The sequence below is a fragment of the Pseudorhizobium banfieldiae genome (assembly GCF_000967425.1).
Classification (GTDB): Bacteria; Pseudomonadota; Alphaproteobacteria; order Rhizobiales; family Rhizobiaceae; genus Neorhizobium; species Neorhizobium banfieldiae.
On record NZ_FO082820.1, the window covers coordinates 129418 to 153831 of the forward strand.

At 62.5% G+C, this 24414-nt stretch carries 18 protein-coding genes; 13 read left to right on the forward strand and 5 right to left on the reverse strand.

The window, feature by feature from the left end:
- Positions 1-2: 2 nt before the first annotated feature.
- From NT26_RS00635 to NT26_RS00660, 6 genes are all read left to right on the forward strand, one after another.
- On the forward strand, positions 3-980 hold the full coding sequence (locus NT26_RS00635) for a sialic acid TRAP transporter substrate-binding protein SiaP (RefSeq protein WP_052636809.1): 978 nt from the start codon (positions 3-5) through the stop codon (positions 978-980).
- 69 nt (positions 981-1049) lie between these two features.
- A complete protein-coding gene (locus tag NT26_RS00640) occupies positions 1050-1622 on the forward strand; it encodes a TRAP transporter small permease (RefSeq protein WP_052636811.1) in 573 nt (190 codons plus the stop codon).
- 3 nt (positions 1623-1625) lie between these two features.
- Positions 1626-3032, forward strand: coding sequence for a TRAP transporter large permease (locus NT26_RS00645; RefSeq protein WP_052636813.1), 1407 nt, complete (start codon positions 1626-1628; stop codon positions 3030-3032).
- A 10-nt stretch (positions 3033-3042) separates the two neighbouring features.
- Positions 3043-4083, forward strand: coding sequence for an L-idonate 5-dehydrogenase (locus tag NT26_RS00650; protein WP_052641633.1), 1041 nt, complete (start codon positions 3043-3045; stop codon positions 4081-4083).
- 9 nt (positions 4084-4092) lie between these two features.
- Positions 4093-5289 carry a mannonate dehydratase gene (gene uxuA, locus NT26_RS00655; protein WP_052636815.1) on the forward strand — a complete coding sequence of 399 codons (1197 nt, stop codon included), beginning with the start codon at positions 4093-4095 and terminating at the stop codon, positions 5287-5289.
- Entirely contained in the window at positions 5289-6707 is a 1419-nt protein-coding gene (locus NT26_RS00660) for a mannitol dehydrogenase family protein (protein ID WP_052636816.1), read from the forward strand. Before uxuA ends, NT26_RS00660 begins: the two co-directional genes overlap by 1 nt.
- Positions 6708-6782: 75 nt before the next feature.
- Here the strand turns inward: NT26_RS00660 and NT26_RS00665 are convergent, their stop codons facing one another.
- The 3 genes from NT26_RS00665 to NT26_RS00675 form a co-directional block, all read right to left on the reverse strand.
- On the reverse strand, positions 6783-8060 hold the full coding sequence (locus NT26_RS00665; RefSeq protein ID WP_052636818.1) for an L-fuconate dehydratase: 1278 nt from the start codon (positions 8058-8060) through the stop codon (positions 6783-6785).
- A 25-nt stretch (positions 8061-8085) separates the two neighbouring features.
- On the reverse strand, positions 8086-8820 hold the full coding sequence (locus tag NT26_RS00670; protein ID WP_052636820.1) for an SDR family oxidoreductase: 735 nt from the start codon (positions 8818-8820) through the stop codon (positions 8086-8088).
- Positions 8821-8927: 107 nt separating this feature from the next.
- A complete protein-coding gene (locus NT26_RS00675; protein ID WP_052636822.1) occupies positions 8928-9935 on the reverse strand; it encodes a zinc-binding alcohol dehydrogenase family protein in 1008 nt (335 codons plus the stop codon).
- A gap of 244 nt (positions 9936-10179) precedes the next feature.
- Between NT26_RS00675 and NT26_RS00680 the strand changes: the two genes are divergently transcribed.
- The gene (locus tag NT26_RS00680; protein ID WP_052636824.1) at positions 10180-10881 is read left to right on the forward strand and encodes a FadR/GntR family transcriptional regulator; all 702 of its coding nucleotides are present in this window, start codon (positions 10180-10182) and stop codon (positions 10879-10881) included.
- Positions 10882-10928: 47 nt separating this feature from the next.
- Complete coding sequence (locus tag NT26_RS00685) at positions 10929-12461, forward strand: UxaA family hydrolase (RefSeq protein ID WP_052636827.1); 1533 nt, start codon at positions 10929-10931, stop codon at positions 12459-12461.
- Between the two features lie 22 nt (positions 12462-12483).
- On the opposite strand, the gene NT26_RS00690 is transcribed toward NT26_RS00685, so the two are convergent.
- Together NT26_RS00690 and NT26_RS00695 are read right to left on the reverse strand one after the other, a co-directional pair.
- Positions 12484-13692 (reverse strand): OpgC family protein, encoded by a 1209-nt coding sequence (locus tag NT26_RS00690; RefSeq protein ID WP_052636829.1) that lies wholly within the window; start codon positions 13690-13692, stop codon positions 12484-12486.
- 178 nt (positions 13693-13870) lie between these two features.
- Complete coding sequence (locus tag NT26_RS00695; RefSeq protein ID WP_052636831.1) at positions 13871-17380, reverse strand: PAS domain-containing hybrid sensor histidine kinase/response regulator; 3510 nt, start codon at positions 17378-17380, stop codon at positions 13871-13873.
- A gap of 178 nt (positions 17381-17558) precedes the next feature.
- On the opposite strand from NT26_RS00695, the gene mscL reads away from it, so the two are divergent.
- The 5 genes from mscL to NT26_RS00720 all read left to right on the forward strand — a co-directional run bounded on the left by mscL (position 17559) and on the right by NT26_RS00720 (position 24402).
- Complete coding sequence (gene mscL / locus NT26_RS00700; protein ID WP_052636833.1) at positions 17559-17987, forward strand: large conductance mechanosensitive channel protein MscL; 429 nt, start codon at positions 17559-17561, stop codon at positions 17985-17987.
- A 95-nt stretch (positions 17988-18082) separates the two neighbouring features.
- Complete coding sequence (locus NT26_RS00705) at positions 18083-19252, forward strand: pyridoxal phosphate-dependent aminotransferase (RefSeq protein WP_052636835.1); 1170 nt, start codon at positions 18083-18085, stop codon at positions 19250-19252.
- A gap of 155 nt (positions 19253-19407) precedes the next feature.
- A complete protein-coding gene (gene galE / locus NT26_RS00710) occupies positions 19408-20442 on the forward strand; it encodes a UDP-glucose 4-epimerase GalE (protein ID WP_052636837.1) in 1035 nt (344 codons plus the stop codon).
- A 115-nt stretch (positions 20443-20557) separates the two neighbouring features.
- Entirely contained in the window at positions 20558-21520 is a 963-nt protein-coding gene (locus NT26_RS00715) for a FecR domain-containing protein (RefSeq protein ID WP_052641635.1), read from the forward strand.
- 47 nt (positions 21521-21567) lie between these two features.
- Complete coding sequence (locus NT26_RS00720) at positions 21568-24402, forward strand: EAL domain-containing protein (RefSeq protein WP_052636839.1); 2835 nt, start codon at positions 21568-21570, stop codon at positions 24400-24402.
- The last annotated feature ends 12 nt before the right edge of the window (positions 24403-24414 follow it).

Consider the following 24414-nt stretch of genomic DNA (forward strand, 5'->3'; position numbering starts at 1 on the left):
AAATGAAGTTGAAACTCTCCACCATCCTCGGCGCCACTGCCGCGGTTCTGGTATCGGCCCTTGGAGCCCATGCCCAGACTGCGCTCAAGTGGGCGCATGTCTACGAAACCTCCGAGCCGTTCCACACGGAATCGGTCTGGGCGGCGGAAGAGATCGCCAAGCGCACCGACGGCCGCTACAAGATCGACGTCTTCCCGGCCTCGCAGCTCGGCAAGGAGGCCGATATCAACCAGGGCCTCAAGCTCGGCACCGTCGATATCATCATCTCGGGCTCCAGCTTCGCGTCGCGCGAGCACCCGCCGATCGGCGTCACCTACTTCCCCTACATCTTCCGCGATCCGAGCCACCTGATCGCCTACACCAAGAGCGACGTCTTCAATAAGCTCGCTCAAGGCTATGAGGAAGCATCGGGCGGCAACCACATCACCGCCGTCACCTATTACGGCACGCGCCACACGACGTCGAACAAGCCGATCGAAAAGTGCGCCGACATGCAGGGCCTGAAGATCCGCGTTCCGGACGTTCCGGCCTACCTCGCCATGCCGCGCGCCTGCGGCGCCAACACCACCCCGATCGCCTTCGCGGAAGTCTACCTGGCGCTCCAGAACGGTACGGTCGAGGCTCAGGAAAACCCGCTGACGACGATCGAGGCGAAGAAGTTCTACGAAGTCCAGAAGAACATCGTCCTCACCGGCCATATTGTCGACCACCTGAACACGGTCGTCTCCGGCATGCTGTGGTCCAAGCTTTCCGACGAGGACAAGCAGATTTTCACCGAAGTCATGCAGGAAGCCGCTGAGCGCAGCACCAAGATCATCGAGGAGCGTGAAAATGCGCTGGTCGACAAGTTCAAGGCCGACGGCATCACGGTGACCGAAGTCGACAAGTCCGACTTCGAGAAGACCGTCATGGAAAAGGTGACCTTCGAGGAATTCGGCTACGACAAGGCCGACTGGGAAGCCATCCGCGCCGTCCAGTAATCGACGCAACTGGAGCGCCCGGCCTCGCTGCCGGGCGCTCGTCGCATCCCAGAGTGGCGGAGTTCTCCGATGAACGAACAACAGCACGCTCCCATCAGCGTCGAGGAAATGGCCCATGCCTTCGAGGAGGAGGCGGGTCCGGTGGACCTGTCGCCTTACGCGCTTGAGGACTGGTTCAACATGGCCATCTTCTGGGTCATGGCCGCCTCCGTCTTCCTGCAGTTCTTCACCCGCTACGCCCTGAACAACAGCCTGGCATGGACCGAGGAAATCGCCGCCAACTGCCTCGTCGTCCTCGTGTTCCTGGGCTCGGTGATGTGCGTTCGCATGTGCAGGCACATCTCCGTCGATATTCTCTATCGTTTCCTGCCGCGCAAGGCCGGCCGCGCGCTCGAGCTCCTGGTCGACCTCATCGTCATCGGCTTTTTCGCCTACACGACCTGGCTGATGTGGCGCTATATCGCCATCGTCGGCAATGAACGCATGGTGACGGTCAACCTGCCGCGCGGCTATGTCTTCTATACGGTATTCGCCGCCTTCGCGCTGATGCTGGCGCGTGCGGTGCAGAACTTCGTCAAGGACATGATCAACGACAAGACGGTTCGCGAAAAGGCGAACGAAACCGGCATTCAGGGGGTCTGACCAGTGCTGCTTCTCATCGGGTCCTTTCTTGCCCTCATGATCGTCGGCGCGCCGATTGCGGTATCGCTCGGCGTCTCCTCTCTCCTTTACCTTGTCATTTACGGTGTCGCGCCCGACATCATCGCTGCCCAGCGGATGATCGCCGGCGTCGAGAGCTTCCCGCTGATCGCCGTGCCCTTCTTCATCCTCGTCGGCAACCTGATGAACATCGCCGGCGTCACCGGCCGCATCTACACCTTCGCACTGGCACTGGTCGGCTGGATGAAGGGCGGACTGGCGCAGGTCAACATCATCGGTTCCGTCGTCTTCTCCGGCATGTCGGGTACTGCGCTCGCGGACGCAGCCGGCATCGGCACGATCGAGATCAAGGCGATGAAGGATCACGGCTACCCGGTCGAGGCGGCCGTCGGCGTCACCGCCGCATCGGCAACGCTGGGCCCGATCTTCCCGCCGTCGCTCCCCTTCGTCATCTACGGCATGATGGCGAATGTTTCGATTGGCGCGCTCTTCATGGCCGGCATCCTGCCGGGCCTCGTCATGACGGGCCTGATGATGTTGACCGTCTTCATCTTCGCCCACCGCAAGGGCTGGGGCTCCGATACGCCGTTTGAACTGAAAAGACTCGCAGGGGCTTCGTTGGAAGTGCTGATCGTCTTCAGTTTCCCGGCGGCGGTTTATCTTCTGATACTGGCTGGCTTGTCCATCAACATCGCAGTTCTGATCGCCTTGGTCGCGCTGGTTGCGCTCGACTGGTATTTTGATTTCTCCGCCGTGATGGCGCTGCTGACGCCGGTTCTCCTGATCGGCGGCATGACCATGGGCTGGTTCACGCCGACGGAAGCCGCGGTTGCCGCTGTCCTGTGGTCGCTCTTCCTAGGCCTGGTGCGCTACCGCACCATGACGCTGCGAACGCTGGCCAAGGCGAGCTTCGACACGATCGAAACCACGGCCTCGGTTTTGTTCATCGTCACGACAGCCTCGATCTTCGCATGGCTCCTGACGGTCAGTCAGGCGGCCCAGCTGTTCTCCGACTTCATGTTCTCACTGACGGACAACTGGTGGACCTTCCTGATTATCGTCAACGTGCTGCTTTTGATCGTCGGAGCCTTCCTCGACACCATTGCCGCGATCAGCATCCTTGTGCCGATCCTGATGCCGATTGCCGCTCGCTACGGGATCGATCCGGTCCACATGGGGTTGATCTTCACGCTGAACCTGATGATCGGTCTCCTGACGCCGCCCGTCGGCATGGTGCTCTTCGTGCTTTCGCGGATTGCCAAGCTTTCGGTGGAGCGAACGGCGATGGCGATCCTTCCCTGGATGATCCCGCTCTTTGTCGCCCTGCTGCTGATCACCTTCATCCCGGCAATCACGCTCTGGCTGCCGACCCAGCTCGGCCTGCTGCGATAGGAGGCAGATGATGCTTGCACGGTTCGCCCGGCTTTACGGCCAGCGGGACCTGAAGGTCGAGGAGGCGCCCGTTGCCGCACCCGGCGCGGGTCAGGTGCTGCTGAAGATGGCGGCCGGTGGCATCTGCGGCTCCGACCTGCACTACTACCAGGACGGCGGCTTCGGCCCGGTACGGGTGCGGGAGCCGATCATTCCGGGGCACGAAGCGGCGGGCTATGTGGAGGCGCTGGGCGAGGGGGTCTCTGGGCTGGCGGTCGGCCAGTTGGTCTCCGTCAATCCGAGCCAGCCCTGCGGACACTGCCGCTTCTGCCGGGAAGGCCTGCCCATCCATTGCCTCGACATGCAGTTCATGGGCAGCGCCATGCGCCTGCCGCATGCTCAAGGCATGTTCCGCGATTGGCTGGTGGTGCCGGCGAGGCAGTGCGTGCCGGTCGGCGAGACAGTGACGGCGGGCGAGGCGGCTTGCGCCGAACCGCTGGCGGTCTGCCTGCATGCAGTGGCGCGCGCCGGCGACCTCAACGGCAAGCAGGTGCTCGTCACTGGCGCCGGCCCGATCGGCGTGCTGACGGTGGCTGCGGTCCGGCACGCGGGTGCGGCCAAGATTGTGGTGACCGACCTGACCGATGCCGCGCTGGATCGTGCCCGAGCCATGGGCGCCGACCAGACCATCAACGTGGCGACGGATGCTGCGGCCCTCGCGGCCTTCGAGCAGGACAAGGGGCAGTTCGATGTCGCCTTCGAGTGCTCGGCCGCGGCACCGGCAATCCGCACAGCGTTTGCGACTGTCCGGCCGCGTGGGCTCATCGTCCAGGTCGGTGTGACGGGCGACGTGACGGTGCCGCTCAATGCCCTGGTTGGCAAGGAGCTGCACTGGATCGGCACCCAGCGGTTCGATCAGGAATTTGCACAGGCCGCGGATCTCATCGGCCGCCGCGACATCGACGTGCGGCCGATCATCTCCCACAGCTTTCCCGTCACGGATGCGGTAAAGGCGTTTGAGCAGGCCGGCGACCGCGCCACCGCCTGCAAGGTTCAACTGACGTTTCTCTGAGGATATTTCATGCGGCATACGTGGCGTTGGTTTGGCCCGGTCGACAAGGTGAGCGTGGAGGATGCGGCCCAGGCCGGTGCCAAGGGCATCGTCAGCGCCCTGCATCATATCCCGACGGGGGACGTCTGGCCGGTGGAGGAAATCGCCAAGCGCCATGAGGCGATCAAGGCGGGCGGGCTGTTCTGGGACGTGGTCGAGAGCGTGCCGGTTTCCGAAAGCATCAAGACCCAGACCGGCGACTGGCGCCAGCACATTTCAAACTGGCAGGAGACGCTCCGCCGCCTCTCATCCAGCGGCATCCGCACCGTCTGCTACAATTTCATGCCGGTGCTCGACTGGACCCGCACTGATCTTCGCTGGCCGACGCGGCATGGGGCACGGGCGATGCGTTTCGACCTGATCGACTTCGTTGCCTTCGACATCCACCTGCTGGAGCGTCCGGGTGCGGCGGAGGATTATGATGAGGGCCTGCGCGAGCAAGCGGCAAGACGCTTTGCAGAAATGCTGGAAGATCGTCGGGAGGCGCTCTCGAAGAATGTCGGAGCTGGCTTGCCGGGCTCGGCTGACGGATACACGCTGCCGCAGCTGCGCGACCATCTCGCGACCTATGACGGCATCAGCCGCGACAAGCTGCAGCAGCATCTGGTGGACTTCCTGTCGGAAGTGACGCCCGTTGCCGAAGAGGTCGGCATTAATATCTGCGCCCATCCGGACGACCCGCCATGGGCGCTGCTCGGCCTGCCGCGCATCCTTTCCACCGAGGCTGACTACCTCCACATGCTGAACAAGGTGGACAGCCGGGCGAACGGCGTCACCTTCTGCACGGGTTCACTCGGCGCCCGCGGCGACAACGATCTGCCGGCCATGGTGAAGAAGCTTGCTCCGCGAATCCACTTCGTCCACCTGCGCAACGTTCACCGGGACGAGGAGACTACCCCTTGCTCCTTCTTCGAGGACGAGCATCTTGAAGGCCATACCGACATGGTGGCCGTCATCGCCGAGTTGCTTGCCGAGGAGAAGCGCCGCCAGGCGGAAGGCCGCGCTGATCACGAGATCCCGATGCGTCCTGACCACGGCCAGGAAATTCTCGACGACCTCACCCGCGGCGCCCAGCCCGGTTATCCGGCCATTGGCCGGCTGAAGGGCCTCGCCGAACTGCGCGGTATCGAACGCGCGCTTAGCCACTCCAGATACGGATTGTCCTGATCATGGAAAGACTGTCAGCCTCGACCCCGCTCGCCGGATCCGTCGTCAAGCCCGCCTTCGACCCGAAGACGCTGAAGCCCGGCATCCTGCATATCGGGCTCGGTGCATTTCATCGCGCGCACCAGGCGGTTTACAACGACCTGGCGCTGGCCAAGGAACCAGGTGACTGGGGCATTGTCGGCGTCAGCCTGCGGTCGCTCGATATCGCTCGCGATCTCAAGGCGCAGGATCATCTCTATTCCGTCGTGACCCGCAGCGGTGCGGGTGAAAGCGTGCAGGTAGTCGGCTCCATCATCCATGGCATTTCGGCGGTGGAGGACCGCGAGGAGCTTCTGGCGCTGCTCGTCGATCCGGCGATCAAGATCGTCACGATCACGGTGACCGAAAAAGCCTACGGACTCGACCCGAGAACGGGCGGCCTGGATCGCAACCATCCGGCAGTGGCGGCCGATCTCGCCAATCCGACCGCGCCCGTCGGCGTCATCGGCTATATCGTCGAGGGCCTTGCGCGCCGTCATGCAGCCGGCCAGGAGCCCTTCACCGTACTCTGCTGCGATAACCTGCCGACCAACGGCCGGATCGTCCGCCGCCTGGTGATCGAGATGGCCGGTGCCCGCGATCCGACACTTGCCAACTGGATCTCCGGCCATGGCGCCTTCCCGTCGAGCATGGTCGATCGCATCGTCCCGGCCGCGACAGACGAGGGTCGAGCACGGGCGGCCGGTCTGCTGGGGGCCGAGGATTCGCTGTCGCTGGAAACCGAGCCCTTCATGCAATGGGTGATCGAGGATCACTTCATCTCCGGTCATCCGGCCTGGGACAAGGCCGGCGCTCTCTTCGTCGATGACGTAGAGCCCTACGAGAAGATGAAGCTTCGCCTCCTCAACGGCGCCCACTCGATGATCGCCTATCTCGGCCAGCTGAAGGGTCTGGAATATGTCCGTGACGTTATGGCCGTTCCGGAGTATCGCGACCTCGCGCGCCGGCACATGCAGGCCGCCCGCAAGACGCTGGATCCCGTTCCCGGTATCGACCTTGACCAGTACATCGACCAGCTGATCGAGCGCTTCGAGAACCCCACGATCGCGCACCGGACGAAGCAGATCGCCATGGACGGCAGCCAGAAACTGCCGCAACGCATCTTTGCCGGAACGGTCGAGGCGCTGGCGAAGGGTGAGGACGCGGATACTGCAGCGCTCGCGACGGCTCTCTGGATCGCCTATGCCAAGAGGACGCCGGACATTGACGATCCGCGCCGGGAGGAACTGCGCCGTGCGGCGGCTGAACCCGCGAGCGATGATGCCTCGGCACCCTTCTTCGCGCTGCCGGGGCTCTTCCCGCAGGCGCTGATCGATAATCGGGCGTGGCGTGACCTGGTCAACGCCAAGCTGGCGGAGATCGAGGCGGGGCGGCTCTGAGGCCATCACCGGACTACGAACCGAAAGCCCCTCGCTCCAGTCGGACCGAGGGGCTTTTTCGTCAGCGGAGGCTTGTCAGCCTTTGAAGGCATACTCCGCGATAGACTCCGGCTTCATCTCGATGGAGAAGCCCGGCCGCGGTGGCGGCATGTAGGCAGCGTTCTTGATGACGCAGGGATCGATGAAGTGCTCGTGCAGGTGGTCGACATATTCGATCACCCGGCCTTCCTTGGTACCCGAGACGGCAACGTAGTCGATCATCGACAAGTGCTGAACATATTCGCACAAACCGACGCCGCCCGCATGCGGCCAGACCGGCAGGTTGTACTTGGCGGCGATCAGCAGCACCGCCAGCACCTCGTTCAGGCCCCCCATGCGGCAGGAATCGATCTGCACGATGTCGATCGCGCCCTCGGCGATGAACTGCTTGAACATGATGCGGTTCTGGCACATCTCGCCGGTGGCGACCTTCACCGGGCCGATGGCCTGGCGGATCTTGCGGTGTCCGGCGACGTCATCCGGGCTCGTGGGCTCTTCGATGAAGAAGGGATTGGCGAAGGCGAGCTTCTTCACCCAGTCGATCGCCTGGTCGACCTCCCAGACCTGGTTGGCATCGATCATCAGGTAACGATCCGGGCCGATCACCTCGCGGGCGATGGTCAGGCGGCGGATGTCGTCCTCAAGGTCCCGGCCGACCTTCATCTTGACGTGGTTGAAGCCGGCATCGACGGCTTCCTGGCAGAGGCGGCGGAGCTTCTCTTCCGGATAGCCGAGCCAGCCCGCAGACGTCGTGTAACAGGCATAACCTTCCTGCTTCAGCGTCGCGATGCGCTTCGCCTTGCCGGTCTCGGCTTGTCTCAGGATGGCGACGGCCTCGTCGCGCGTCAGCACGTCGGTGAGATAGCGGAAGTCGACGATATCGGCGATTTCCTCTGCCGAAAGTTCCGACACCAGCTGCCAGACCGGCTTGCCCTGCTGCTTGGCAAGCAGGTCCCAGAATGCGTTGACGACTGCCCCTGTGGCCAGGTGCATGGCGCCCTTGTCGGGGCCGATCCAGCGCAGCTGGCTGTCGCTGGTCAGGTGCCGCCAGAACTTGCCGGGGTCCTGGCGGAATGCGTCGAGCTCCTGCCCCACCACGAGATGCCGCATGGCCTTGATTGCCATGCAGCAGATGTCGTTGCCGCGACCGATGGTGAAGGTCAGGCCATGGCCCGACAGCCCTTCGCTTTCGGTATCGAGGATGACATAGGCTGCCGAGTAATCGGGATCCGGGTTCATCGCGTCGGAGCCGTCGAGGCTCTGCGAAGTCGGGAAGCGCAGGTCGAAGACGCGAAGATCGGTAATGCGGGTCATGGCAGTCTCTGTCGTCGGTGAAGGGTCAGATGGTCCAGCCGCCGTCGATGCAGAAGGCCTGGCCGGACGTGTAGGTGGCGCCAGCGATATAGACGGCGAGGTCCGCGATTTCTTCCGGCGAGCCGAGGCGGCCCATCGGCTGGCGTGCGATGAAGGCCGCGCGAGCAGCCTCGTAGTCGCCCTGCGCCCGCATGCGCTCCTGCAGCGACGGGCTTTCAACGGTCCCGGGGCAGATGCAGTTGCAGCGGATGCCCTGCGTCACGTAGTCGGCGGCAACATGCTTCGTCAGGCCGATCACGGCTGCCTTCGTCGTGCCGTAGGCAAAGCGGTTGGGCACGCCCTTGATGCTGGACGCGACGGACGACATGTTGATGATCGCCCCGTCCTTGCGCTCCAGCATGCCGGGCAGCACTGCCCGGATCGTGCGGATCATTGCCTTGACGTTGAGATCGAAGGCGAAGTCGAGATCGCTGTCCTTCATCTCCAGGATGGATCCGCCATGGACGACACCGGCGCAATTGAAGAGAATGTCGACCTGGCCGATCTTCTCAACGGCGGCCTTCACGGCGGTCTCGTCGAGGACGTCGAGCCGGGGTGTCTTCAGGTTCTCGAGCTTTGGCAGTTCAGCGAGCGCCCGGTCATTGATGTCGGTGGCATGCACCACGGCTCCGGCCTCGGCAAAGGCGATCGCCGAAGCCCGGCCGATGCCCTGGCCGGCGGCGGTGATGAGAACGGTCTTTCCTTGAAGGGTCTTCGTCATGTCATTCCTCAAATGTCGCGGCGGTGAAGGCGGTAGACGGCACTTTCCACGCCCGCCCTCAGTTATCTTCTACGGCCTGTGCAGTCCCGTGGGTAGCGGCTCCGTCCTCACACCTCGATCATCGCCTTCACGACACCGGCGGCAGGATCTGTAAGGGCCGCAAAACGCTCCGGCACCTCGGAAAGCGTCATCCGGTGCGTGACCAGCGCCTCCGGCACTTCGCCGGCCCGCATCGCCTCCATGACCCGTTCGAAGTCCGCCACCGTTGCGTTGCGGCTGCCGAGCAGCGAGGTCTCGCGCTTGTGGAACTCGGGATCCGAGAAGGTGATGTCGCTGGCGACAATCGACACCAGCACATAGGCGCCGCCGTGGCCGACGAATCCGAAGCCGCGTTCCATTGCCTTCGGATTGCCCGTGGCATCGAACAGGACATCGAAGAAGTCGCCGCTGGTGATTTCCGACAGTGCTTGGTGATCGGCTTCGCCAAGCTGAACTGTATGTGAGGCGCCGAGATGCCTGGCAGCGAAGGCCAGCCGATCGGCGCGTCCGTCGAGGAACGTCACCTCGGCGCCATCAAGCCGGGCGAAGATCGCCACTGCCATGCCGATCGGACCGGCGCCGACCACCAGCACCTTCTGGCCAGGCTGAACAGTGGCGCGCGCGACGGCATGGGCGCCGATCGCCAGGAATTCGACCATGGCCGCCTGGTCGAGGGTCAGGCCTTCCGCCTTGAGGACGAACTGCTCCGGCAGGCTGAGATATTCCGTCATGCCGCCGTCCCGATGAACGCCAAGCACGCCGATGTTGCGGCAGCAATTGGTCTTGCCTTTGCGGCAGGCGCTGCAGTGACCGCAGGAGATGTAGGGGATGATCGATACCGTGTCGCCGGCCTGGAGAGAGCTTCCTGGTGGTGCCTCCTCGACCGTTGCAGCGAGCTCATGCCCCATGACGCGGGGATAGGAGAGGTAGGGCTGGTTTCCCGTGAAGATATGCAGGTCGGTCCCGCAGACGCCGACGCGCCGGATATTCACGAGCACCTCGCCCTCGCCCGGAAAGGGCTTCGCGCGCTCCGAGCGGGAGAGAGTACCGGGGGAATCGCAGGTAATCGTAAGCATGAAAGCCTTGCCTGTAAGCCGCTATTGCAGCCGACGATGGATGTGTGATCTTCTTCGGATCCGAAGCGGGTCGGAACGACAATGAAGCTAACGATGTTTCCCGGAATTGGTCAAGCCAACTGCGTAGAGCGACTGGCAGGATCCGAGAAATGAGCGAGGAGTGGCGGTGGCAGTGGCCTGACCAGCCTTGCTACCGACGCAAAGCACTCTTATGGTAAGGCCAGATTAGAGCAGCGGCAGCAACATGAACGCACCCATCAAGGCGACGGAACCAAGGCGCCTCTATCAGCAGATTGCGGACCAAATTCGCGGCCTGATCCAGGGCGGTCATTTCGCCGCAGGCGATCGGCTGCCGGCGGAGCGGGACCTTGCGCAGCAACTCGGCGTCTCCCGGCCTTCCCTTCGTGAGGCTTTGATTGCGCTGGAGATCGAGGGCAGTGTGGAAATTCGCATGGGGTCCGGGATCTATATCACCGCGGAAACAGAGCGCCGTCCGCTGCAGACGGGTTCGATGGGCGAGAGCCCGATTGAGCTCATGGAAGCGCGGGCCGCTGTCGAGGGAACGGTGGCGCTTGCCGCTGCCGCAAGAATTTCTCAGGAAGGGCTGACGCTGCTTCGCCAGACGCTCGACGCAATGCGTGCCGAGATCGAAGCCGGCAGGAAGCCGCTCGACCAGGATCGGCTTTTCCACCTCACCATCGCGGCGGAGGGTGGCAATTCGGTGCTGGCTCAGATCGTCGGCGATCTGTTCGATGAGCGCCATAGTCCGATCTCGGCCCAGTTGCGGACACGCTTCGAGACGCCGGAGACCTGGCATCTCGCGCTTCGCGAGCATGAGGCGATCCTCACGGCTTTGCAGGCACGCGACCCGCTGCTCGTCCAGGCGATGATGCATGCGCATCTGGAGCAGTCCAAACGCCGGTGGATGGAAAACGAACCCCGCTGAACCCCCCAATCAGAAACAGGAAGACCTCCCGGGAGGAGGAAGCAGCCATGGATGCCATTGTAACGCCTATCATCATTCTCAATCCGGCCGACGATGTCGGTGTGGTCCGCCGTTCGGTCCAGGCGGGAAATCCGATCGGCCATGGCGATCTCGTTGCCCGTGAACTGATCGGTCGCGGCCACAAGGTGGCGATCCGCCCTATTCCCAAGGGCGCCGAGGTCAAGAAGTATGGTCAGGTCATCGGCGTCGCGACGCAGGATATCGAGCCGGGCAGCCACGTCCATCTGCACAACCTCGCCATGCTGCCCTCCGAGCACGAGCACCAGTTCAGCATCGATGTCGAGGAGAAGGGCATGCTGCCGGAGAACGAGCGGCGGACCTTCATGGGTTATGACCGCGGCATCGGCGGTGCCGGCACCCGCAACTACATTGGCATCATCTCCTCGGTGAACTGTTCCGCCACCGTCTCCCGCTACATCGCCGACTACTTCAACCGCATGGGCGGGCTCGACGGGTTCGACAACGTCGATGGCGTCGTGGCGCTGACCCATGGCGGTGGCTGTGCTCTCAACAACAAGTCCGAAGGCTACCGCGTCCTCATTCGCACGATCCAGGGTTATGCCAAGCACCCCAATTTCGGCGGCATCCTGATGATTGGCCTCGGCTGCGAAACGAACCAGATCGGCCCGATCCTCGAGCACTACAAGATGGAAGAGGGCGACCGGCTGCGAACGATGACGATCCAGCAGCACGGTGGCACGAAAAAGACCATCGATGCTGCGATCGAGATCATCAAGGAGATGCTGCCGGGGGTGAACGCGGCAGTGCGGACGCCACAGCCGTTGTCGAAGCTGAAGGTTGCCCTGGAATGCGGCGGCTCTGACGGCTATTCCGGCATCTCCGCAAACCCGGCGCTCGGTCACGCCTCCGATCTCATCGTTCGCAACGGCGGCACCACGGTGCTTTCGGAAACGCCGGAGATCTACGGTGCGGAGCATCTGCTGACGCGGCGTGCCGTGAGGCCGGAAGTGGCGGAAAAACTCCTGCAACGGATCGACTGGTGGCGGGACTATACCGCCCGCAACGGCGACGAGCTGAACAACAACCCCTCGCACGGCAACAAGCTTGGAGGGTTGACGACTATCCTCGAAAAATCGCTGGGCGCCGTCGCCAAGGGTGGGTCCATGCCGCTGAAGGCCGTCTACGAGTTTGCCGAGACGGTCACGGAACCGGGCTTCGTCTTCATGGACACGCCCGGATATGATCCCGTGGCGGTTACGGGACAGGTGGCCGGCGGATGCAATGTCATCTGTTTCACCACTGGCCGCGGCTCCGTCTCCGGGTTCAAGCCGTCGCCCTGCATCAAGATCGCCACCAACTCCGAAATGTACGAGCACATGAAGGAGGACATGGACATCAACTGCGGCGGCATCGTCACCGGCGAGGAAACGATCGAGCAGTCGGGGCAGCGGATATTCGAGGACATCATCGCGGTTGCATCGGGCAAGAAGACCCTGAGCGAGATCTACGACTACGGCGACAACGAATTCGTGCCCTGGCAGATCGGGGCAGTGACCTGACGGTCACCACCCCAACGTTATTCTATCGAACCGACTTCGTCTGCGGTTTCATGACTGGTGCTGCGGCGCTGCCGAAAAACTTCTCGCGTTCACGCCAGACCGCCGGTAGAGCCAGAAGTGCGATACCCACGAAGGCGATCGCAGTCTTGGTCAACTGGCTGAGTGCCGGCGAACGGCCGTCGAAGTAGTAGACCGCGTAGACGATTGCGACGTGCCATACGTAGACGTAGAGCGAATGGCGACCGATCAGCTGCAGGAACTTCAGCGAGAAGACCCAGGTCAGCACGCCGGCTGCCTTCTGGACGAAGGCTGAGGGATGCCTCGCGCCAGCGACAAGCAACCACGTGACGAGCGCCGCGACGGCGATGAAGTTCAGGAGGTAGACCGGCCCGAAATCGGCGCGTACTTCCATGGCGGCAAACTTGCCAATCATGAAGTCCGGCATCAGGCCGTTGGCGGTCATGATCCTTAGCGGCAGGAAGAACAGGACGACGATCAGCGCCATCTTCGGAATGAACGTGTTCTCTGGCGTCAGGATCCGGCTCCAGTCGATCTTCCCGGCCGACGTCATGGCGCCCAGAACCAGGCCTGAATAGAAGACGATCTGCCACCCGAGCATGTTGAAGCTTGCGCGAATACCCTGGTCATCCGGGCCCATCACCAGCTGATGTACCGGCTCCGTGACGATACGCTGGAGGCCGAGCTGCGCGGCCATCCACATGACGAGGGAGGCAGCAAGCACATAGTGCCACTTGTCTTCAAGCACGAGCTTCACGAGCATCGGCGCAAAGAACATGTAGACGATGTACTGCGGCAGGATGTCCATGAATGTCGGCTGGAACAGGAAGGTGGCAATCGCTGCAAGACGAAGCGGATCGTCGAAGGTCGTGTAGCCAAGCCAGTTGTACCAGACCGTGTAGGCTTCCGGCAGGATCATCTGCGCGGCGAGCACGGCGATCACGATCCCCATGGCGTAGCGATAGAGTTCGAAGGCGCGCGAATAGATCGCCTGGCGACCTGCGGCATAACCGTTCTTCATCATCTTGCGGGCGTAGACCATGCCGATGAGAAGGCCGGAGAGGAAAACGAAGCCCTGTGCATCCTCGACAAAGGCCAACTGGTTGTGGTTCACCTTCACGAGCCAGTAACCGCCGGCGAAGATCAGGTGGTTGATCAGCATGAAGACGAGGAAATAGCCTCGCATACCATCAATAATATCGAACCGTTTCATCGGTCGCGGTCTCCGTTCTGCCGGCCCGATGCGCTTGGGTCGCCCGGTCGGTATGGCCTCTTCGGGCCAGGATCTTCTGCGGCCCAAACGCAGCAATCACGCAGTCAGTTCCGCGCGGCCGAGTCGAGACGCTTGTCTTCCTAGGAGAGGGTGGATGACTGCCGGATGAACAGCGGTGCTATTCCGCGGCGATCCGCTTGATGCCGGCCACCTGCGTCAGGTAGGCCCGTAGCGCCGCCGGACGCACCGGCTTGTGTTGCAGCGCGATATCGTGACGTTCCGCCTCCGCCCGCACCTCGAGGGAACGATCGGCCGTCACGAGCAATGCCGGAATATCGGCTTTGTAAGCCTGCCTAAGACGGATAATCGCCTCGACGCCGTTTCCGTCACCAAGATGAAAATCTGCGACAATGAGCTCGGGGGCTGGCTCGCGGCCTGCTATCAGACCCTCGACGTCTGCGAGTGAGGCGGCCTGGCCGACCGTGCATCCCCAGCCGGAAATCAGCAGCGCCATGCCCTCGAGGATCTTCGGGTCGTTATCGATGCACAGCACCCGGAGCCCTGTCAGTGGCTGCGTCCGCCGGCGCCGCTCCGGTCGTTCGCTACCGCGTACGGATTGGGATACGGTGACGTCACGCGGCATGCTGACGCGGAAGACGGTTCCCTTGCCGGGTACGGAGGAAAGTTCGACCGGATGGTTCAGGACCCGCGAGATGCGATCGACGATCGAAAGACCGAGACCGAGGCCCGATGCTGTCCGTGCTCCCTCGTCCAGCCGGGCGAACTCCTTGAAGACGGTCCGGAACTTGGCGGATGGAATGCCGATGCCTGAATCGAGCACCTCGATCACCACCTCGTTCCCGCGCCGGCGCGCACCGACCAGGATCTTCCCGTCAATCGTGTACTTGATGGCGTTCGAAACGAGGTTCTGGACCAGGCGCCGCAACAGGTTTGGGTCCGAGCGGACACGGATCGAGCTCGGAACGACGACGAAGCGCAGGTTCTTCTCCCGGGCCATGGGCGCGAAATCGGTTTCGATGCGCCTCAGGAGCTCGTCGAGGGCCACGGATGCGACGCGGGGCTTCATGGCACCGGTATCGAGACGGGAGATGTCGAGAACAGCTCCCAGGATTGCCTCGACCGATTCCAGCGCCGAATCGATATTGCGTACGAGGGCGCTGTTCTCCGACTTGCCCAGCCGCTCGACGAGCGCCGAGGAGTAGAGGCGCGCGGCGTTCAACGGCTGAAGGATGTCGTGGCCCGCCGCTGCGAAGAAGCGCGTCTTGCCGATATTGGCCTCCTCGGCCGCGGCACGCGCTTCCGCCAGCTCCCGGTTCACCCTCGTGAGTTCCGCGGTCCGCTCCTCGACCCGCTGCTCCAGCGTCTCGTTGGCGAGCTTGAGGGCGCGGTCAGCGGCGACCCGCTCGGTAATGTCTGTCAGTGTCGCGACGATGCCCTTGTCGGGCATGGCATTGGAGCGCACTTCGATGATGCGTGTGCCGCCCGCCACCACGAGCGAAAAGGGAGCATCGAGGGTCTGGAACTGGCGGATCACCTCCGCCCGGTTCTCGGGCTGGATATCGCCCCGATTGGACAGGTAGGCGATGATGTCGGTGAGCGGATAGCCGACCTGACCGGCCTGCTCCGGCAGGTCGAGGAGGTTCCTGAAGCGGCGGTTCCAGATGGTCAGGCAATAGGAGCTGTCGAAAACCGCTATGCCCTCGTCCATCTGCGAAAGCGCGGTCTGCAGCATGTCCTGATTGTATTGGAGCGCCTCGCTTGCCTGATCCAGTAGCCAGGCGGTGTCCGAATTGGTGTCCTCAGCCTTCTGCAGGATGAGGGAAAGGACCAGTCGCGCCGATGATGAGCCGATCGCGCTTCCGAGCAATTGTTCGGAGAAGTGGATCAGCGCCATGTCCGCAGGTTGGTTGTCTTCAAGCCGACGTCCGCCTGCATTCGCATAGTTGGCGAAGGAGCGCTCCATCCGCTCCTCGCCGAGATAGCGGGCGATCGTGGTCTTCAGGTCGCCGACACTGACACGCGTCTTCCAGCCCCGGGTCGCGAACTGGGTTCGGCGATGCCTGCGCACGAAGATGCCGGACTGGATGCGTTCAACGGGGCTTGGATTGCGCGACAGCGAGCCGAGCACGAAGGCGGCCGTGTTGATGATCAGGCTGAACAGCGTCACCGTGACCAGGGCATCGGTCTCGGCGCCGGAGAAGAGCCCCGTACCTGGCAGCAGGAAATCGAGGATGGCTGTTGCCACATGGGAATTGTTCGGACCGCCGAGGCTTGGCACGAAGAGCAGGTAGGCCCAGACGAGGAAGCCCAGGGTCATTCCGAGGATGGCGCCGCGGGCGTTCGCCCGCCGCCAAATAAGCCCCCCAAACAGGCTAGGGGCCATCTGCGCGATCGCGGCGAAGGCGAGAAGGCCGATGGAGGCCAGCCCCGATTCGCTGTCGGCGCCGCGATAATAGGCATAGCCGAGCATGAGGACGACGATGATCGAGGTCCGCCGGACCCGCAGCAGCGTCTTGGTGAAATCGGCCCGATGCACGGAACGCCGCATGAGCTTGCGGCGGAGAAGGACCGGCATGACGATGTCGTTCGACACCATGATCGACAGGGCGACGGACGCGACGATGACCATCGCCGTCGCGGCCGAGAAGCCACCGATGAAGGCGATCAGCGAGACGACCGGCATTTCATTCGCGAGCGGCAGGAGCAGCACGTAGAGGTCGGCATTGCCGGTGCCCCCGAACTGGATGACGCCAGCGATCGCGATCGGCAGCACGAAGAGGTTGATCGCCACGAGGTAGAGCGGCAGGAAGTAGCCCGCTGTCTTCAGTTCCCGCTCGGTGCGATTCTCGACGACCGTGACGTGGAATTGCCGCGGCAGCATGATGATGGCGAAGGCCGACAGCACGATCAGCAGAATCCAGCGGCTGACGGGCGTCTCGTAGGACATGGCCGAGGCGACAAGCAGGTTCTCCGTGGAGCGCTGCCACAGATCCGCCGGCCCGTCGAAGAGAAAGAATACAACGGCAATACCGACCGTGGCGAAGGCCAGCAGCTTGACGACGGATTCCATCGCCACCGCAAGGATCAGGCCGTCCTGGTGCTCCGTGGCATCCGTGTGGCGGGTCCCGAACACCACCGCGAAACACGCCATCAGGATGGTGACGATCAGCGCGAGGTCGATGAAGTAGAGGTTGCCGCTGCCGATCCCGTAGACAGAAGCGTCCACCATGGCGGCGACGGAGCTGGAGACGGCCTTCAGCTGCAGGGCGATATAGGGGATCGCTCCGATCAGCGAGATAAAAGCGACGATCATGGCGACCGCCGGGTTCTTGCCGTAGCGGGCGGCGATGAAGTCGGCGACGGAGGTGAGCTTCTCCGCCTTCGCCAGTTCGACGATCCGTCGGATGATCGGCATGCCAATCGTGAAGGCGAGGATGGGGCCGATGTAGATGCCGGTGAATTCCAGACCCCGCTGGGAGGCGAGCCCGACGCCGCCGAAATAGGTCCAGGACGTGCAGTAGATCGCGAGGCTGAGCGCATAGACCACCGGACGGCCGCGATCGGGCACGCCGATCAACCGGCTCCGGCGATCACCATAGCTCGCGACCGCGAAAAGCAGCAGGATATAGACGAATGCCGACAGGAAGATCAGCCAGGCTGGAAGCATGTCTCCTCCGCTCGGGACGCTTGCTCAAGTCGAGCAGGATAGGTGAAAACAGGATGCTTGGAAATCGCGCGGGTCTTGGCATAAAGTCCTACTTGTTCGGCTCTCGCCGACACATCTACGAGGGCCGTCGCCGGGTACTGTGCCTTGGCTGGCCCTGATTGGTACAGGAAGGGTCGTCATGTCCGTTGTCTCCGAATTTCGTTCTTTCATCGCCAAGGGGAATGTCATCGATCTCGCCGTCGGGATCATCATCGGCGGTGCCTTCACGGGGATCGTCAATTCGCTCGTCAACGACATCATCATGCCCCTTGTCGGCGCAATCATCGGCGGTATCGACTTCTCCGACTACTTCATTCCCCTCTCCTCCGCCGTGACTGCTCCGACGCTGGCGGCAGCACGGGAGCAGGGGGCAGTGTTCGCCTATGGCAGCTTCGTGACGGTCATCTTGAATTTCCTGATCCTTGCCTGGATCATCTTCCTGATGGTCAGGGTCGTGAATCGCATCCGCCTTGCCGAGGAAAAGAAGCCGGTGGAAGAGGCTCCAGCCCCGCCGCCGGCGGATGTGCTGCTTCTGGCGGAGATCCGCGACCTGCTCAAGGCCCGCTGATAATCATCACACAAATCGATCTCAGCCTCACCGATTGTCATGGGATTCCTGCGGCCGGCTGCGCTATGAGGGACCGACAAACGGAGAGGGATCGTATGTCGGTCTTGGAAAGTCTCAGCCCCCGCGCACTTGCCGCACCGGAAAGCGGTATTGTCGAGGTCATCACCTATGCGCGGGGCCAGGAGGGGCTCATTCCGCTCTGGGCGGGGGAGGGCGACCTGCCCTCGCCGGGTTTCATCAACAGGGCGGCAAGTGACGCCCTCCTCGCCGGCGAAACCTTCTACACTTGGCAGCGGGGGATACCGGAACTGCGGGAGGCCCTGTCGCGCTACTACGCCCGGCATTTCTCGGTTTCGCTTTCCAGCGACCATTTCTACGTCACCGGGTCGGGGATGCATGCCATCATGCTGGCGGCGCAGGCGCTTACCTCTCCGGGCGACGAGCTTGTCTATCTTTCTCCCGCTTGGCCGAACATCGTAGCCGCCACCGAGCTTGGCGGGGCGAAGGCCGTTGCTCTTCCACTGGACTTCGCGAACGGCGCCTGGTCGCTTGATCTCCAGAAGCTTGAATCCCTGGTATCGCCAAAGACCCGGGCAATTTTCGTGAATACGCCGTCCAACCCGACAGGCTGGACGGCAAGCCGGGAGGAACTGGCGGCAATCCTCGCCATTGCCCGCCGGCACGGCATCTGGATCATTGCCGACGAGATCTATGCACTCTACCACTACGGGGAAGGAACACGCGCACCGTCCTTCCTGGATGTCATGGAGCCTGGCGAGCGCGTGATCTTCGCCAACTCCTTCTCCAAGAACTGGTCGATGACCGGCTGGCGTGTGGGCTGGCTGGTGGCTCCACCGGAAATGGGCCAGGTCATCGAGAACCTCGTCCAGTATTCCAACTCGGGCGTCGCGCAATTCCTGCAGCGTGGCTGCGTGGCGGCTCTCGACCACGGGGACGACTTCTTCAGGGAGAATTTCGCCCGGGCGAGGGAATCGCGCGATATCCTGTGCGATACGCTAATTGCCACGAACAGGGTGGAGACGTTGAAGCCGCAGGGCGCTCTCTATGCCTTTCTGAAGGTTGACGGCATCACTGATAGCCGGCAAGCCGCCCTCGACATTGTCGACCGGGTCCAGGTCGCGCTCGCCCCGGGCTCCGCCTTCGGGCCGGGCGGCGCGGAATTCCTCAGGGCCTGTTTTCTGCGGGACCCGAAGCAGGTGCGCGTGGCAGCCGAGCGGCTGGCGGACTACATCCTCGGACTTTGATGCCGTATGGGGCGATCGATAAAGTTTGAGGAAAACGATCAGCACAGGCTTAGCCATGGGTGGAGATAAACCCGGCGCAGCGGTCCCCAAGTAAGCAATATTGAAGACGGACGGTGTTTCGCTTCCTGCCAACAACAAAGGCAGGGAGCCTCGAAATGGCCGTTCTGGTGACCGGTGGTGCCGGTTATATTGGCAGTCACATGGCGTGGGCATTGCTGGATGCCGGGGAGGAGGTCGTGGTTCTCGATCGCCTGTCCACCGGCTTCCGCTGGGCCGTTCCTCCCGCCGCGCGCTTCTACCTCGGCGATGTCGGCAATATGGATCTGCTGGCGCAGGTGTTTGCCGAAAACCGCATCGATGCCGTCATGCATTTCGCCGGCTCAATTGTTGTCCCGCAATCGGTCGCACATCCTCTGGAGTACTACGACAACAACACCAGCAAGACCCGGCTTCTAGCCGAAGCGACCATTGCTGCGGGGATCAAGCATTTCGTGTTCTCGTCAACCGCTGCCGTCTATGGCGACCAGCCGGACGACGCGCCGGTTCTGGAAAGCGCCCCTCTCCAACCCAAGAACCCCTACGGGCAGTCGAAGCTGATGGCGGAAATCATGCTGCGCGACGCTGCCTCAGCCCATGACTTCCGTTTCGTGGCGTTGCGCTACTTCAACGTCGCTGGCGCCGATCCGCAGGGCCGGACGGGACTCTCGACGGTAGGCGCTACCCACCTGATCAAGATCGCCGTCGAGGCGGCTCTCGCCCAGAGATCCGGCGTCGATATCTTCGGCACCGACTACCCGACTCCCGACGGGACCGGTATCCGCGACTACATCCACGTTAGCGATCTGGTGGAGGCGCATCTGCGGGCGTTGAGCTATCTGCGTCGCGGCGGAGAAGCGCTTATCGCCAACTGCGGCTACGGCCGGGGCTATTCCGTGCTCGAAGTGCTGCAAACGGTCATGCGGGTGAGCGGCGAGAGCTTCGACGTCAGATATGGGCCGCGGCGGCCTGGAGATGCGGCGAGCGTGGTCGCGAATGCCACGCTGGCGCGACGTCTTCTCGACTGGACCCCTCGCCACGATGACCTGGAAGTAATCGTCCAGACGGCACTGGCCTGGGAACGACACCTGATGGAGCGGAAGATCGGTGATCTTCGGGAACTGCGGCAGCGTCTGGCTACCGCCGCCTTTTGATGTGGAATTCGTTCGGAAATGGCGAAAATACGCCGCTTGTCTCCAAATGTAGCTGCTAGTTGAAGGATTTCTTAATTAGGTGGTGCTGTGGTGTTGGCGAATGGGGGACTTCCACATGCCGACCTTGATACGTAACCTTCTCATCCTCGCGGCCATCTTCTTTACCGGCGTTACCTCGGCACTCGCCGAGGAATGGCTTGTCGAGAAAGCGAACCAGCAGGTTCAGTACACGACCGACAAACAGACCTGGCAGCCCGTCAAGGCGGGGATGAACATCCCCAACAAGGCATGGATCTCCACGGGCCCGCGAGGCCGGGCGGTGCTGACCCGGGGTGTTGAAACCATCGCGGTGCAACCGCAGACCCTGGCGGCCATCATCACCACGGAGAGCCTTTTCAACCGCAAGACGGAGGTCGTGCAGCAGCACGGCAAGCTGGCGCTCGATATCGAAAAGCGCAGCAGCCCGCACACCTACGTCCATACGCCGTTCCTCGCCGCTGTGGTGAAGGGAACGAGCTTCGATGTCACGGTCACGGAGAAGGACGCCTCTGTTAGCGTCGAGCGTGGCCTGGTCCAGGTGTCGTCGTTCACTGGCGGGCAGACTACCGACCTTGGTCCCGGCCAAAGCGCACGTGTCGACCAATCGCAGTCGATGAGCGTCGCGGGTGTCTCCGGCGCTCCTACAGTGTCGGCGGCCCAGCCGAGTGCAGCAAGCGTACCAGCCGTCGGTGCGCCTACCCCCATCGGTGCGGATCAATCGCGCGGCAATGGCCGGGGTGGCGACAACGGTGATGGACCCTCCGGAGGCTTCGAAAGCTCTGGTGGTTCCGGCAGCGGAAACAGCGGCAAGATGTTTGCAGTCGGCAATGGCAACGGCAACAATGGCAACGGCCATGGGAACGGTGGCGGGAACGGGAACGGTGGCGGAAACGGCAACGGCAACAACGGGAACGGTGGCGGGAACGGGAACGGCAACAACGGGAACGGTGGCGGAAACGGGAACGGCAACAATGGCGACGGCCATAGGAACGGCAACGGCAACTATGGAAACGGCAACAACGGTAACGGCAACGGATGACTGCGGCGTTGAAGCCTGAGGCACGGTAACAAGGATTGTCCGCCACCATGCTGGACCGGCTCTCACCGCTGAAGCAGGGAATGCAACCAGGCAGGCTGACGCGAGTAATCTCGGTCAGCCTGCTATTGTTATTGTCTCTCTGGCTGCCGGGCGTTGGCACAGTGGAGCGTCTCGATTCGCAACTGATAGATTTCCGGGCCGCCAACGCGCCGCGGACTGCGTCGAACCGGTTTGTCTATCTGGCAATCGACAAGGAGAGTCTGGATCACGTCGGGACCTGGCCATGGCCCCGCTCGATCCATGCCGAGATCATCGACAGGCTGGTTGCCGCAGGCGCTGGCGACATCCTTCTCGATATCGATTTCAGCACTCCCTCACGTCCGGCGGAAGACCAGGCCCTGTCCGCAGCCTTGCTTCGGGCCGGGGGCGGGGTAATCCTGCCGGTCTTTCTGCAGCGCCAGAACGTCGATGATCCCTCCTCGGCGACAATAACGAGACCGATCCCAGAGTTTGCGAAGAATGCTTGGCTGGCTGCCGCGGATGCGTCGCTGACGGAGGCGGGGCAATTCCGGGCGTTTGACACGTTCAGAGGGATGGACGGTGAAAACTTCACGTCGGTTGCGGTGGTGCTGTCCGCACTGCCGGAGGCGGGCCTACCGGAACAGATCGGAATCGATTTCTCTATACGGCCTGATACGGTGCGGGTAATCTCGGTGGCGGACCTGTTGCGCAACAAGGTTCCCGCAGACATGCTGGCCGGCCGTTCGGTCGTCGTGGGCGCCTACTCGACGGAACTGAAGGATCAGTTCCCTGTCCCGATCTACGGTATACTAAGCGGGCCAATGCTGCACATTCTCGCAGCCGAGACGCTGCTGCAGGATCGTGTCCCGCAGCCGCTCGTAAGCTGGCCGATATACTTGATAACGGTGCTGCTCGTTATCGCCGCGACAATCTGGCGACGGCTGACATCGATCCCGGTCGTGGCTGCGATTGCCGTGGTGATCTCGGTGGCCTCCGAACTGGCTGCCTACTTCCTTCAGAAGCAATGGTCGTTCATCCTGCCAACAGCGACCATCCACCTGATACTGGCTCTCGGATTCACGGCACTGCTGGCCGCCAAGCTGGATCTCACCACCTTGCTTGCCGAATTGGCGAGCGCAGAGAAACGGAACTCTCGGCGGATACTCAAGCGTGTCATTCAGGATAGCGTCGATGCCGTCTTCATCGTCAACGATCAGGGCACGATCATCGACCTCAGCCGCGCTGCAGGCTCGCTTTCCTGTTCTTCCTGGGAGCCCAGACGTGGAAGCGATTTCTGTGAAGGAGCTCCCGCCGTACTCGTCGCGGCGCTTCGACGGAGCATCGCAGCCTTCACGGAAGGCAATCGCAACGCGCCGGCCATTCAGGAAGAATTCGACCTTGTTTGCGACGGCCAGAAGAAGCACGTCGAGGCAGTCCTGACGCTGTCCTCGCTCGAGCAGTCTGGCAGTGGCAGCGATGAAGACCACGGCCGATCCTATGCGGCCTGCATCACGATGAGAGACATCACCGCGAGAAAGGTCTACGAAGCGAAACTCCGTCGTCTGTCGCAACTCGACGATCTCACCGGTGCCTTGAACCGCCGTGAGCTGATCAACCGCATCAGGGAAAGCGCCGAGGAAGAGAAGATGCTGGCGGTCTTCGCGATCGATCTGCATCGGTTCAGCACGGTAAACGCCACGCTCGGCAGATATACCGGCGATCAGGTTCTGCAAGCGGTCTCCCGTCGCCTGATGGCGGCAGCGAGGAAGATCTCGGAAGTTCCCGATGTCGGTCTTGTCGGCAGGCTTGGTGGGGATGTGTTCTGCGTTGTGCTGGCCGTGTCGGCCGACAATCCCCTTTCCTTCTACGCCGACAAGATCGTCGGCGTGTTCTCCAAAGGCATCAACTGCGGTTCGTCCAGGATCGATGTCTCCGTACGTGTCGGCGCCGCCCTGGCAAGCGACGTCGCTGGAGGGCCAGCTTCCTGGATCGACGCCGCCGAGGCTGCGCTCGATCAGGCAAAGAAGGTCGGCGGCGCCGGCTGGGCTGTCCACACGCCGGTCGAGGCCGCAGCCGAAGCCCGTACACGGCGACTGGAAAAGGACATGCGGCCGGCGCTCAAGAGGGGGGAGTTCTTCCTCGTCTACCAGCCGCAGGTGGATCTCAAGACCGGCGCTATCGTAGGGGCAGAAGCGCTCATCCGCTGGCAGCATGCGGAACTGGGCCTGGTCTCACCGATGGATTTCATCGGGATTGCCGAAGCGAACGGGTTCATCTGCGACCTTGGGCGCTGGGCGCTGGAAGAAGCCTGCAGGGAGGCCGTCCACTGGCCGTCGGATCTGACGGTCGCGGTCAACGTGTCGGCGGTCCAGTTTGCCGGATCGGATGTGCGTGAAGACGTTTTGCATGCCTTGCAGGTGACCGGGCTCCCGCCGGGCCGTCTTCATGTCGAAATCACGGAATCGACATTCGCGCTCGATGCCAAAAAGCTTCTGGAAGACATGAAGCGGCTGAAGGCGCTGGGAGTGACGATTGCTCTCGACGATTTCGGGACCGGCTATTCGTCGCTGTCCTATATTTCCGATTTCCCGTTCGACCTGATCAAGATCGACCAGTCGTTCATACGCAGGCTTACGGAAGATGCCGCGTCCAGGGCCATCGTGCATGCTGTGACCGGCATTGCGGCGCAACTGGGCAGAAAGGTTCTTTGCGAAGGTATCGAGGGAGAAACCGAACGTCAGCTACTGTCGGTGATGGGCTGCCAGTTTGGGCAGGGCTATCACTTTGGCCGGCCGGGTCCGACGTCGCAGTTGCTCGCGCTCTTGAACCAAGCCAAGCCGCCCGTGGAATTGACAGCCTGACCGCAAGCAGCA